Origin of the sequence: Klebsiella sp. 64 (genome assembly GCF_018223915.1) — a bacterium.
GTDB classification, from domain to species: Bacteria; Pseudomonadota; Gammaproteobacteria; order Enterobacterales; family Enterobacteriaceae; genus Klebsiella; species Klebsiella pneumoniae.
On record NZ_JAGRQZ010000028.1, the window covers coordinates 31,816 to 43,527 of the forward strand.

The 11,712-nt window shown below is 59.2% G+C and carries 13 protein-coding genes and 1 pseudogene; 11 read left to right on the forward strand and 3 right to left on the reverse strand.

Annotation, left to right across the window (positions count from 1 at the left end; all coding sequences use genetic code 11):
- Positions 1-44: 44 nt before the first annotated feature.
- The 5 genes and pseudogenes from KHQ23_RS19695 to KHQ23_RS19715 all read left to right on the forward strand — a co-directional run.
- Positions 45-173 (forward strand): annotated as a pseudogene (locus KHQ23_RS19695) (biopolymer transporter TonB); the annotation flags it as partial.
- 71 nt (positions 174-244) lie between these two features.
- Positions 245-1,684, forward strand: a complete 1,440-nt coding sequence (locus tag KHQ23_RS19700; RefSeq protein WP_004211064.1) for a circularly permuted type 2 ATP-grasp protein — start codon at positions 245-247, stop codon at positions 1,682-1,684.
- Positions 1,678-2,607: an alpha-E domain-containing protein gene (locus tag KHQ23_RS19705; protein WP_002910835.1), complete on the forward strand. Its 930-nt coding sequence runs from the start codon at positions 1,678-1,680 to the stop codon at positions 2,605-2,607. The genes KHQ23_RS19700 and KHQ23_RS19705 overlap by 7 nt, the downstream gene beginning before the upstream one ends.
- The gene (locus tag KHQ23_RS19710) at positions 2,604-3,419 is read left to right on the forward strand and encodes a transglutaminase family protein (RefSeq protein WP_002910832.1); all 816 of its coding nucleotides are present in this window, start codon (positions 2,604-2,606) and stop codon (positions 3,417-3,419) included. The genes KHQ23_RS19705 and KHQ23_RS19710 overlap by 4 nt, the downstream gene beginning before the upstream one ends.
- A gap of 16 nt (positions 3,420-3,435) precedes the next feature.
- Positions 3,436-4,182 (forward strand): proteasome-type protease, encoded by a 747-nt coding sequence (locus KHQ23_RS19715; RefSeq protein ID WP_004175481.1) that lies wholly within the window; start codon positions 3,436-3,438, stop codon positions 4,180-4,182.
- Between the two features lie 57 nt (positions 4,183-4,239).
- Here KHQ23_RS19715 and KHQ23_RS19720 read toward each other — a convergent pair whose 3' ends face one another.
- Positions 4,240-4,383 carry a hypothetical protein gene (locus KHQ23_RS19720; RefSeq protein ID WP_153676868.1) on the reverse strand — a complete coding sequence of 48 codons (144 nt, stop codon included), beginning with the start codon at positions 4,381-4,383 and terminating at the stop codon, positions 4,240-4,242.
- A 151-nt stretch (positions 4,384-4,534) separates the two neighbouring features.
- Between KHQ23_RS19720 and KHQ23_RS19725 the strand changes: the two genes are divergently transcribed.
- Together KHQ23_RS19725 and KHQ23_RS19730 are read left to right on the forward strand one after the other, a co-directional pair.
- Entirely contained in the window at positions 4,535-5,521 is a 987-nt protein-coding gene (locus tag KHQ23_RS19725; RefSeq protein WP_014343225.1) for a fatty acid desaturase, read from the forward strand.
- Complete coding sequence (locus tag KHQ23_RS19730) at positions 5,514-6,314, forward strand: phosphate/phosphite/phosphonate ABC transporter substrate-binding protein (protein WP_004189318.1); 801 nt, start codon at positions 5,514-5,516, stop codon at positions 6,312-6,314. Before KHQ23_RS19725 ends, KHQ23_RS19730 begins: the two co-directional genes overlap by 8 nt.
- Positions 6,315-6,351: 37 nt before the next feature.
- Here the strand turns inward: KHQ23_RS19730 and KHQ23_RS19735 are convergent, their stop codons facing one another.
- Both KHQ23_RS19735 and KHQ23_RS19740 read right to left on the reverse strand, forming a co-directional pair.
- The gene (locus KHQ23_RS19735) at positions 6,352-6,474 is read right to left on the reverse strand and encodes a nitrilotriacetate monooxygenase (RefSeq protein ID WP_004145488.1); all 123 of its coding nucleotides are present in this window, start codon (positions 6,472-6,474) and stop codon (positions 6,352-6,354) included.
- 297 nt (positions 6,475-6,771) lie between these two features.
- Positions 6,772-6,915 carry a hypothetical protein gene (locus KHQ23_RS19740; RefSeq protein ID WP_004219597.1) on the reverse strand — a complete coding sequence of 48 codons (144 nt, stop codon included), beginning with the start codon at positions 6,913-6,915 and terminating at the stop codon, positions 6,772-6,774.
- Between the two features lie 176 nt (positions 6,916-7,091).
- On the opposite strand from KHQ23_RS19740, the gene tdcA reads away from it, so the two are divergent.
- From tdcA to tdcD, 4 genes are all read left to right on the forward strand, one after another.
- Positions 7,092-8,033: a transcriptional regulator TdcA gene (gene tdcA / locus KHQ23_RS19745; RefSeq protein ID WP_002910764.1), complete on the forward strand. Its 942-nt coding sequence runs from the start codon at positions 7,092-7,094 to the stop codon at positions 8,031-8,033.
- 93 nt (positions 8,034-8,126) lie between these two features.
- The gene (tdcB, locus tag KHQ23_RS19750; protein ID WP_002910762.1) at positions 8,127-9,116 is read left to right on the forward strand and encodes a bifunctional threonine ammonia-lyase/L-serine ammonia-lyase TdcB; all 990 of its coding nucleotides are present in this window, start codon (positions 8,127-8,129) and stop codon (positions 9,114-9,116) included.
- Between the two features lie 25 nt (positions 9,117-9,141).
- On the forward strand, positions 9,142-10,473 hold the full coding sequence (gene tdcC, locus KHQ23_RS19755; protein ID WP_004200322.1) for a threonine/serine transporter TdcC: 1,332 nt from the start codon (positions 9,142-9,144) through the stop codon (positions 10,471-10,473).
- Positions 10,474-10,500: 27 nt separating this feature from the next.
- Positions 10,501-11,709, forward strand: coding sequence for a propionate kinase (gene tdcD, locus KHQ23_RS19760; protein ID WP_004200321.1), 1,209 nt, complete (start codon positions 10,501-10,503; stop codon positions 11,707-11,709).
- Positions 11,710-11,712: the final 3 nt, after the last annotated feature.

Consider the following 11,712-nt stretch of genomic DNA (forward strand, 5'->3'; position numbering starts at 1 on the left):
CCGCCGCGGGCTGGGCCGCCTGGCTGAGGGCGCTGGCGTCCACGATGGCGCAAAAAACGTCGCCCTGCCTCACGACGGTGCAGCCGCCGCCGGGCGCGGGCGGCTGTTTTGGCGATTTTTTGCACAACCAGACGGCGGGGCTGAACCGATTTGCACAACGCCGCGGCGGCAGAGGACCTGGCATAATTAATGCTTATCTCTTAGCGGGATTACCACAAAGTGAGTACAACCGGAGGGGATAGCCATGATTAAAATTACGCTACCTGACGGGCATTATTATGACGAGATGCTGACCGCGCAGGGTGAACAGCGGCCGCACTATAATGCCTGGTGGCAATGGTTTCGCAACACCGATCAATTCTCTATCCGGCAGAAAAAAGCGCAAGCGGAACTGCTTTTTCACCGTATCGGCATCACCTTTAACGTGTATGGCGAGGATGAGGGAACCGAGCGGCTGATCCCGTTTGATAGCGTGCCGCGGATCATACCCGCCGGGGAGTGGCAGCGCATTGACCGCGGTATACGCCAGCGGGTGAAAGCGCTGAACGCCTTCCTCTATGACATCTATCATGAGCAGAATATCCTGCGCGCGGGGCTGATCCCGGCCGAGCAGGTGCTGGCCAACGAGCAGTATCAGCCGTGCATGCAGGGCATCAACCTGCCAAACAATACCTATGCCCATATCACCGGCGTCGATATGGTGCGCAATAACGACGGTCAGTACTACGTGCTGGAGGATAATCTGCGCACGCCGTCCGGCGTCTCCTACATGCTCGAAAACCGTAAGATGATGATGCGCCTCTATCCGGAGATGTTCGAGCAGCATCATATTGCGCCGGTGGAGCGCTACCCGAGCTACCTCCTGCAGACCCTGCGCGAAAGCTCGCTGGTGGATGATCCCTGCGTCGTGGTGATGACCCCGGGTCGCTTCAACAGCGCCTACTTCGAGCACAGCTTCCTGGCGCAGCAGATGGGGGTCGAGCTGGTGGAGAGCGCCGATCTGTTTATTAAAAACGGCGCGGTGTATATGCGCACCACCGAGGGGCCGCGGCGGGTGGATGTGATTTATCGCCGCATCGACGACGCCTGGCTCGACCCGCTGGCCTTCCGCGCCGATTCGATGCTCGGCGTCCCGGGGCTGCTGTCCGTCTATCGCGCCGGCGGCGTAGTGCTGGCCAACGCCATCGGCACCGGGGTGGCTGACGACAAATCGATCTATCCGTACGTCCCGGAGATGATCCGCTTTTACCTCGGCGAACAGCCGATCCTCAGCAATATCCCCACCTGGCAGTGCCGGAAAGCGGAGGACCTGCGCTACGTGCTGAGCAATCTCGAGCTGATGGTGGTCAAGGAGGTCCATGGCGCCGGGGGCTACGGCATGCTGGTTGGCCCGCGTTCGACTAAAGAGGAGCGGGAGGCCTTCCGCCAGCGCCTGCTGGCCAATCCGGCCAACTATATCGCCCAGGACACCCTTGCGCTGTCGACCTGCCCCACCTTCGTTGAGGAAGGTCTGTCGCCGCGGCATATCGATTTACGGCCCTACGTGCTGTCCGGGCAGGAGATGCGGCTGGTGCCCGGCGGCCTGACCCGCGTGGCCCTCACCGAAGGGTCGCTGGTGGTCAACTCGTCGCAGGGCGGCGGAACCAAGGATACCTGGGTGATGGAGGATGACGCATCATGCTAAGTCGTACGGCGAGTGAACTGTTCTGGATGGCCCGCTATCTCGAGCGGGCGGAGAGCTACGCCCGGGTGCTGGACGTGACCTGGAAATTATCAATGATCCCCCGCCACAGCCAGCAGTCGCGGGATCTGGCGCTACCGCTGAATTTGTCGATGACCCACGAGTTGTTTCAGGCGCGCCATGCCCGCTTTACCATGAGCAATCTGCTCAACTTTTTTGCCCTTGATGGCAACAACCCCTGCAGTATTTACAGCTGCGTGGAGATGGCGTGGAACAACGCGCACGCGGTGCGCGGCAGTCTGTCGGCCGAAGTGTGGGAGAGCATCAATGCCACCCGCATTGAGCTGCGGACCCTCCGCCAGCAGGGGCTGGGCGAGCTGGGGAGCGACGGCTTTTTTGAGTGGGTGAAAGAGCGGGTGCATCTGTTTCGCGGGGCAGTGATCGGCACGCTGCTGCGCAACGACGCCCTGAGTTTTATCGGTATCGGCACCCTGATTGAGCGCGCCTTCGCCACCACCCAGCTGCTGCTGATTAAGGATCAACAGCTGACCAACGACCCGGATCCGGTGCGGGAATACTACCGGCTGGATACCCTGCTCAATGCGGTCAGCGCCCGCGAAGCCTACAACAGCCTCTACCGCCAGCCGGTCAGTCGCGAAACGGTGATGGAGCTGCTGATCCTGCGGAACGATATTCCGCGTTCGCTGCGCGCCAGCATTGCCGATCTGGTGGGCGAGCTGGAGAAGATCGCTAACGACCGCTCCTATCAACCGCTGCGCCTCGCCCATCAGCTCAACGTTGATCTGCGCTTCAGCACCCGTGACGACCTGGCGCAGGCGGACCTGCAGACCACCCTTAACGGGCTGCTGGCGAGAATTAACGCGCTGTCCGACAGCATCAGACAAACCTATCTGGAGGCCTTATGAAACTGGTCATCGATCATCTCACCCGCTATGGCTACGATGAAGAAGTGAAGTTTTCCACCCAGTATCTGCGCCTGACGCCGCGCAGTACCGCCCGGCAGACGATCACCGCCTGGACGCTGACCCTGCCGGACGGCGCGGCGGTGACCACTACCGACGGCTGGGGCAATGTGCTGCATGTGCTGACGCTGGATAACCCGCACAAGGAGATCACCATCCGCGCCAGCGGGATTGTCGATATCGCCGACGAAGGGGAGGAGACGCGTGATGAAGAGGCCGAGCTGCTGTCGCCGCTGGTTTTTCTGCGCTGTACGCCGCTAACCCGCGCCGATACGGCGATCCGTGAGTTTGCCCAGCGCCTCTATCGTCCCGATGCGGCGGAAGAGAGTCTGAATCAACTGATGGCGGATCTGCTGTTAAGAATGCCATACTCCCCCGGCGCGACCCAGGTGCAGGACTCCGCCGCCGACGCCTTCGCCCGCGCGAAGGGGGTGTGCCAGGATCATACCCATGTTTTTCTCGCCTGCTGCCGCGCGCTGGAGATCCCGGCGCGCTACGTCAGCGGCTATGTCTACAGCGATAACGCCCAGCATGTGGCGATGCATGCCTGGGCGGAAGTCTGGCTCGACGGCCGCTGGCTGTCGTTTGATATCACCAATAATACCCGTCGCCTGAATCAGCATTTACGGCTGGCGACCGGGCTGGATTATCTCGACGCCTGCCCGGTACGGGGCACCCGGCTGGGCGGCGGCGGGGAGATTATGTTAACTAACGCTGAAGTGCGCGAACACAGCCAGCAGGCGCAGCAGCAATAATACGGGAATAACCGCAATGACCTACTGTGTGGCCATGTGCCTGGCGGATGGACTGGTGTTTGCTTCCGACTCCCGCACCAACGCGGGCGTCGACCATATTGCCACTTTTAAAAAGCTGCACGTTTTCCATCAGGAGGGGGAACGGGTGCTGGTGCTGCAATCCGCCGGCAATCTGGCCACCACCCAGAGCGTGATAAGCCTGCTCAGCGCGCGCATCCGTACCCAGCAGGAGCCGAATCTGATGCAGGTCACTTCCCTCTACGACGCCGCGATGCTGATCGGTAAAACGCTGCTGGAGGTGATCCAGCGCGACAGCAGCAACCAGCAGACCTGCAGTAACACCAACTTCAACTGCAACCTGCTGCTTGGCGGCCAGATCGCCGGCGAAACCCATCGTCTGTTCCATATTTATCCGGAGGGCAACTTTATTGAAGCCACCCGCGACACGCCTTATTTCCAGATTGGCGAAAGCAAATACGGCAAACCGATCATCGATCGGGTGCTGACCATCGACACGCCGCTGGAGCAGGCGATGTGCTGCGCGTTGATCTCCATTGACTCGACGCTGCGCAGTAATCTGTCCGTCGGCCTGCCGCTGGATACGCTGCTCTACCGCAGCGGCAGCTTCAGCAGTGCCGGGCAGCATCGCATCACCGACAGCGATCCCTACTTCAACCGCATTCGCAAGGCGTGGTCCGAAGGGCTGTTGCACACCTTCCAGACTCTGCCGACCTGGGCGCCAGCGGAGCGGGAAGAGGAGTAGTCGCTGTGACGCTCCGCCGGTATCGTCGGCGCGAAGGCGGGTAAGGCGCTGGAGTCCTTAAGTATCCTCGACCTGGCGGTAAAATTTCAGCAATAGCGGTAAATAAATTAACGACAGGCCGCACGGATCGTAGGCCGGGCAAGGCGTCGCCGCCGCCCGGCACAAAAGCGGCGCCGCCGGGCGATGGACCTGTTTAAACACCGCCAACCTGTTGCGCCATGGACGGTATTCTCTTTGCCCTGTTGAACACAAACGCGCTTTTTGGCAAAGCTAAGTCAATTAAATACTTTGTTATTTAACGTGTTATCTCACATCTTCGGTGGGAATGAGGCAACACGGCAAGGTATCGGAAGTGACGGAAAAGAAGACGGCTGTCTATGTGGATGACCAACAGCGCATCCTGATCCGCCAGCTGGCGCGCAGCTGGCTGTGGCGCAGCGAGCTGCCGACCTGGCTGCTGATTGTGACGGTTTACGGCGGCTGGTTTGCCTGCGTGGCGGGCTGGCGGACGCTGGGACTGTTTCCGGCCACGCTGCTGTTGATCTGGTTTACCGCCTGGTATATGTCCTTACAGCATGAGCTGATCCATGGGCATCCCACCCGGCTGGCATGGTTTAACCAGCTGTTGGGGACGCTGCCGCTGGCGGTCTGGTATCCCTATGGCGTCTACCGCGACAGCCACCTGGCGCACCATCGCAACCATCTGCTGACGCACCCTGAGGATGACCCCGAATCGTACTACGTAACGGCGGAAAGCTGGCAGCGCTTCTCAGCCTGGCAGCGCCGCCTTATCCACCTGCGCAACACCTTCTGGGGGCGTCTGCTGCTGGCGCCGATGATGGATATTATTCACACCCTGAACAGCGCGCTGCGGGCTTTCCGCGAGGGCGACCGCCGCGCTATCGCCATGTGGAGTCTGCATCTGTTGCTGCTGACGGGCCTGCTGACCTGGATGGCGGCGCAGGGTTTTTCTCCGCTGTGGTTTGTGCTGGCGGTGAGCTACCCGGCGCTGGCCCTGACCAAAGTACGCTCTTTTCTCGAACACCGCGCCGCGGATGACCCGCTGGCCCGCTCGGTGATCAACGAGGCCGGGCTCCCCTGGCGGGCGCTGTTCCTCAATCTCAACTACCATGCGGTGCATCATGATCTGCCAGGGGTCCCCTGGTACGCTTTACGTCAACTGTATCTGCATCGCCAGGCGGCGTATCTGCAGCGTAATCAGGGGTTCCTGGTGCGCGGGTACGGCGAGTGGCGACGCCATTTTAGCCGCCGGGCGGTAGCGGTGAACGCCCATCCGGGCTTTGGCGAGCAGGCGCAGGCGGGAGGAGAATATGGCTGAACGCATGACTTTTCCGATGTATGCCATCCACCGTCAACAGACCCAGGCCCTGTGGCAGGCGGTGCAGTCGCTGCTGGACGAACGCGGCGTGATGGTGGCGGGGGACCCTCCGGCGGCTGACCCCGGGGATCTGCTGGCTCACTGGCGCCAGCCGACGCTGTTGCTGAGCCAGACCTGTGGCTACCCGCTGGTGACCCAATTGCCGGAGGTGCAGACGGTGGGCTGCTTCCACTACGCTGCGCCCGGTTGCGAAGGGCGCCGCTATCGCAGCCTGCTGGTGGTCCGCGAAGCGGATAGTCACCGGATGCTGGGGGACTTTTTTGGCCGTCGGGCGGTGTGCAATGCCGAGCACTCGCAGTCCGGCTACAACGTACTGCGTAAAATGGTCGCGCCGCTCTCCCGGGAGGGGCGTTTTTTTTCAGCGGTGATGTTCAGCGGCAGCCATCGGCAATCGCTGCGCGAACTGCAGCAGGAAAACGCCGATATCGCCGCTATCGACTGCGTGACCTACGCTCTGCTGCAGCGCCATCAGCCGCAGGCTCTGGCTGGCCTGGTGGCGATCGGCTGGAGCCCGGCCGCGCCAGGGCTGCCGCTGATCACCGCCGGCGCCACCCCGGCGGCAACGCTGAATAGCCTGCGCGAGGCGCTCCAGCAGCTGGTAAGCGATGATCGCTATCGTTCCCTGTGCGACGCCTTGCTGATCTGCGGCTATAGCGATATGTCGCGGGAGGCCTATGCGCCGCTGCTGGCGTGGCGGGATGAGGCCGCGGCGCTGGGGGTCAGCCAGCTATAGGCGAAATGCCCGGGCCAGCGATCTGCGCCGGGGCGGGCTATAGCGGCTGGTCCCACGGCTGGGCGCTGAGATCCATTCGCAGATAGGAAGAGAGCAGGTCGACAGCCAGCTGGTCGCTCATCAGCTGCTCGTTAAGCTGCTGGCGCAGCCGCGGGATCATCTCTTCACGATAGGCCGGGTCGTTGTTTTATGGATTTGTGATCGGCAACACAAATGACTCTCCAATGGCCGTCGTAAAAGATAAATTACCAGGGTTGATTTTAATCAAAGTATGACCAACTGCGCTATGGCGGAAAAAAGATCGCTGCCTATCGCGACCCAAAAGAAAAATTGTGAATTTAATGTTTCTTTGGTGTAAATAATGACCGTGCATTTTCCCCAACCGCCGGGGATAAAATGTGATGCCCGACCGGCTTGTCGTTAAATAATGGCGTTTATTACGTCTGCTTTTTATTCTTTACAGCATTAATTTAATTTTCGGCTTTCTTCTCACCCTGATAGCGCGGGTCGAATAACGTACAAAAGGCGTATTTTTTATCGCCATTTCGCCGTCGATGTTATCGCCATCAATTATTTTTATCCCCGCATTCGGCCACGGCAAAAGGCGCGCAAATAGCGTTCATGATGCTTTTAATATATTGATTTTACTTTACTTATCCTGGCTCGTGGATCCTGCTTATCCGCCGCGGCGGAGCCTTTGTGAGAGCTCTCACATAACCCGGCAATTGCGATTTGTTACACTTTCCGCCGTCAACAAAGGAATGAAAGTGAGACGCGATGAATACTTTTTCTCTGCCTAAAACACAGCATCTGGTAGTTTTCCAGGAAGTGATCCGCAGCGGGTCAATCGGGGCCGGAGCAAAAGCGTTAGGACTCACTCAGCCGGCGGTCAGTAAAATTATTGGCGACATGGAGAGTTATTTTGGCAGCGAATTAATCGTCCGGCGAAATACCGGCGTCTCGCTCACCGAGGCCGGGCAGGTATTTCTCAACTGGTCAGAAGCGATCACCCGTGAAATGAAAAATATGGTCAATGAAATGAATGCTCTGACCAACAGCGCGGTGGTGGATGTCTCCTTTGGTTTCCCTTCGCTGGTCGGGTTTACCTTTATGTCGGAGATGGTGCATCAGTTTAAAATGACTTTCCCCAAGGCGCGGGTCTCGATGTATGAGGCGCAGCTCTCCGCCTTTTTGCCGGCAATCCGCGACGGGCGCCTCGACTTCGCCATCGGGACGCTGAGCGATGAGATGAAACTGCAGGACCTGCACGTCGAGCCGCTGTTTGAGTCTGAGTTTGTGCTGGTGGCGAACCGGGCGCGGATCGGCAACGGCACCGTCCGCCTGGCCTCGCTCCAGCACGAGCAGTGGGTGCTGCCGGAGACCAATATGGGCTACTACAGCGAACTGCTGACCACCCTGCAGCGCAGCGGTATCCGCCGTGAAAATATCGTTAATACCGATTCGGTGGTGACGATCTATAACCTGGTGCTCAATGCCGATTTTCTGACGGTGATCCCCTGCGACATGACCACGCCGTTTGGCTCGAGCCAGTTTGTCACCATCCCCATTAAAGAGGCCTTGCCGGTGGCGCGCTATGCGGCGGTATGGTCGAAAAATTACCGGTTAAAAACCGCCGCGGCGTCGCTGGTGGAGATGGCGAAACACTATTCCTCGGGGCAGGGCAACCGCCACTGGCAGCCATTACAAATTATTGCGTAACTGAAAGTCGTTAAATAATCCAACACACGTCCTCGCTGTTATCAGCAGGATGACGCCCGGTCATTGACTTTATATTAAGATACAGAGGCCATAATGCATATTACCTACGATCTTCCGGTATCTATTGACGATATTCTCGAAGCGAAACAACGCCTCGCGGGAAAAATATATAAAACAGGCATGCCCCGTTCGAATTATTTTAGCGAGCGCTGCCAGGGCGAAATATTTCTTAAATTCGAAAATATGCAGCGCACGGGTTCATTTAAAATTCGCGGCGCCTTTAATAAACTGTGCGGTTTAACCGCGGCGGAAAAACGCAAAGGGGTGGTGGCCTGCTCAGCGGGCAACCACGCCCAGGGCGTCTCGCTCTCCTGCGCCATGCTCGGCATCGACGGGAAAGTGGTGATGCCGAAAGGGGCGCCGAAATCGAAAGTTGCCGCCACCTGTGATTATTCGGCGGAAGTGGTGCTACATGGCGATAATTTTAACGATACCCTCGCCAAAGCCAGCGATATTGTTGAACTTGAGGGCCGCATTTTTATTCCCCCCTATGACGACCCGCAGGTTATCGCCGGGCAGGGGACGATTGGACTCGAAATATTAGAAGATCTGTATGACGTGGATAATGTCATCGTGCCCATTGGCGGCGGCGGCTTAATTGCCGGTATCGCGATTGCGATTAAATCCATTAACCCGACAATCCGCATTATCGGCGTGCAGTCGGAGAATGTTCACGGCATGGCCGCCTCCTGGTATGCCGGGGAAATCACCAGCCATCGCCACGCCGGCACCTTAGCCGATGGTTGCGACGTCGCCCGCCCGGGGAAACTGACCTATGAAATCGCCCGCCAGCTGGTGGATGACATCGTCCTGGTGAGTGAGGATGACATTCGCCAGAGCATGGTCGCCTTAATTCAGCGCAATAAAGTGATCACCGAAGGGGCCGGGGCGTTAGCCTGCGCCGCGTTATTAAGCGGCAAACTCGACAGCTATATCCAGAACCGCAAAACGGTCAGCCTGATTTCCGGGGGCAATATCGATCTCTCCCGGGTATCGCAAATTACCGGTTTTGTTGACGCTTAATTCAATACATAAGTGAGGACAGGATATGAGTACGACTGAGAGCATTGCATCCAGCCAGACAAGCCTTTCGTCCTGGCGTAAATCTGACACCACCTGGACCCTGGGCCTGTTTGGCACCGCTATCGGCGCCGGGGTGCTGTTTTTCCCGATCCGCGCCGGCTTCGGCGGGCTGATCCCGATCCTGGTGATGCTGGTGCTGGCCTATCCCATCGCCTTTTATTGCCATCGGGCGCTGGCCCGGCTATGCCTGTCGGGGGCTAACCCCTCCGGCAATATCACCGAAACGGTGGAAGAGCATTTTGGCAAAACCGGCGGGGTGGTGATCACCTTTCTGTACTTCTTCGCCATCTGCCCACTGCTGTGGATTTATGGCGTCACGATCACCAATACCTTTATGACTTTCTGGGAGAACCAGCTGCAGATGCCGGCTCTCAACCGCGGGGTGGTGGCGCTGCTCCTGCTGCTGCTGATGGCGTTTGTCATCTGGTTTGGTAAAGACCTGATGGTCAAGGTGATGAGCTATCTGGTGTGGCCGTTTATCGCCAGCCTGGTGGTGATCTCCCTGTCCCTGATCCCCTACTGGAATAGCGCGGTGATTGACCAGGTCAACCTCAGCGATATCGCCTTAACCGGTCACGACGGCATTCTGGTGACGGTATGGCTGGGCATCTCCATCATGGTGTTCTCCTTCAACTTCTCGCCGATCGTCTCCTCGTTTGTGGTCTCCAAACGCGAAGAGTATGAAGCGCAGTTTGGCCGCGAGTATACCGAACGCAAATGCTCACAGATCATCTCCCGGGCCAGCATGCTGATGGTGGCGGTGGTGATGTTCTTCGCCTTCAGCTGCCTGTTTACCCTCTCACCGCAGAACATGGCGGACGCCAAGGCGCAGAATATCCCGGTGCTCTCCTATCTGGCGAACCACTTTGCCTCGATGTCGGGCACCAAATCCACCTTTGCCACCCTGCTGGAGTATGGCGCGTCGATCATCGCCCTGGTGGCCATCTTCAAATCGTTTTTCGGCCACTATCTCGGCACGCTCGAAGGGCTGAACGGTCTGATCCTGCGCTTTGGCTATAAAGGGGATAAAACCCGGGTCTCCAGCGGCAAGCTCAATACCCTGAGCATGGTGTTCATCATGGGATCGACCTGGGTGGTGGCGTATGCCAACCCCAATATCCTCGACCTGATTGAGGCCATGGGCGCGCCGATTATCGCCTCGCTGCTGTGCCTGCTGCCGATGTACGCCATTCGTAAAGCGCCTTCGCTGGCCAAATACCGTGGCCGTCTCGATAACCTCTTTGTGACCGCTATCGGTCTGCTGACCATCCTCAACATCGTTTACAAACTGTTCTAATCCGGCTCAGGCCACGCGGAGTACAACATGACTGAATTTCCGGTAGTACTGGTGATTAACTGCGGCTCGTCGTCAATCAAATTTTCCGTCCTGGACGCCGCCAGCTGCGACTGCCTGCTCAACGGCGTGGCCGAGGGCATCAACGCGGAACGGGCGTTTCTCTCGCTCAACGGCGGCGAGCCGGTGGCGCTGGCGCAGCGCGGCTACGAAGGCGCCCTGCAGGCGATTGCCGGGGCATTAGCCCAACGCGACCTCATCGACAGCGTGGCCCTGATTGGCCACCGCGTCGCCCACGGCGGCGACCTGTTCACCGAGTCGGTCATTATTAGCGAGGAGGTTATCAATAACATTCGCCAGGTATCGTCCCTGGCCCCGCTGCATAACTACGCCAGTCTCAGCGGCATTGCTTCGGCGCAGCGGCTGTTCCCGGAGGTGATGCAGGTGGCGGTCTTTGATACCAGCTTTCACCAGACCCTGGCCCCGGAAGCTTTTCTCTATGGTCTGCCGTGGGAGTATTACCAGAATCTCGGGGTACGCCGCTACGGTTTCCACGGCACCTCGCACCGCTATGTGTCCCAGCGCGCCCTGGCGCTGCTCGGGTTGCCGGAGCAGGAGAGCGGCCTGGTGATCGCCCACCTGGGCAATGGCGCCTCGATCTGCGCGGTGCGTAACGGCCGCAGCGTGGACACCTCGATGGGGATGACGCCGCTGGAGGGGCTGATGATGGGCACCCGCAGCGGCGATGTCGACTTCGGCGCCATGGCGTGGATTGCCGGGGAAACCCGGCAGACCCTCAGCGACCTGGAGCGGGTAGCCAACACCGCCTCCGGCCTGCTGGGGATCTCCGGTCTTTCCTCCGACCTGCGGGTGCTGGAGCAGGCGTGGCATGAGGGCCATGCCCGCGCCCGCCTGGCGATTAAAACCTTTGTCCATCGTATCGCCCGCCATATTGCCGGCCACGCCGCGGCGCTGCAGCGTCTCGACGGCATTATTTTCACCGGCGGGATTGGCGAGAACTCGGTGCTGATCCGTCGGCTGGTGAGCGAACGGCTGACGGTCTTTGGCCTTGCGATGGACGCCGCCCGCAATCAGCAGCCCAATTCGGCCGGCGAGCGCCTGATCTCCGCCGACGGCAGCCGGGTGCGCTGCGCGGTTATTCCTACCAATGAAGAGCGCATGATTGCCCTCGATGCGATCCGCTTAGGCCGGATCCACACCGCGGCGGCGCTGGCCTGACTT

What these genes read in the sequence shown, in the direction of transcription:
- KHQ23_RS19700 (WP_004211064.1), top strand. Translation starts at nt 245, where the DNA reads ATGATTAAAATTACGCTACCTGACGGGCATTATTATGACGAGATGCTG.
- KHQ23_RS19735 (WP_004145488.1), bottom strand. Translation starts at nt 6,474, where the DNA reads ATGATCCCGCGGCTGCGCCAGCAGCTTAACGAGCAGCTGATGAGCGAC.
- KHQ23_RS19730 (WP_004189318.1), top strand. Translation starts at nt 5,514, where the DNA reads ATGGCTGAACGCATGACTTTTCCGATGTATGCCATCCACCGTCAACAG.
- KHQ23_RS19705 (WP_002910835.1), top strand. Translation starts at nt 1,678, where the DNA reads ATGCTAAGTCGTACGGCGAGTGAACTGTTCTGGATGGCCCGCTATCTC.
- KHQ23_RS19715 (WP_004175481.1), top strand. Translation starts at nt 3,436, where the DNA reads ATGACCTACTGTGTGGCCATGTGCCTGGCGGATGGACTGGTGTTTGCT.
- tdcA (WP_002910764.1), top strand. Translation starts at nt 7,092, where the DNA reads ATGAATACTTTTTCTCTGCCTAAAACACAGCATCTGGTAGTTTTCCAG.
- tdcB (WP_002910762.1), top strand. Translation starts at nt 8,127, where the DNA reads ATGCATATTACCTACGATCTTCCGGTATCTATTGACGATATTCTCGAA.
- tdcC (WP_004200322.1), top strand. Translation starts at nt 9,142, where the DNA reads ATGAGTACGACTGAGAGCATTGCATCCAGCCAGACAAGCCTTTCGTCC.
- KHQ23_RS19710 (WP_002910832.1), top strand. Translation starts at nt 2,604, where the DNA reads ATGAAACTGGTCATCGATCATCTCACCCGCTATGGCTACGATGAAGAA.
- tdcD (WP_004200321.1), top strand. Translation starts at nt 10,501, where the DNA reads ATGACTGAATTTCCGGTAGTACTGGTGATTAACTGCGGCTCGTCGTCA.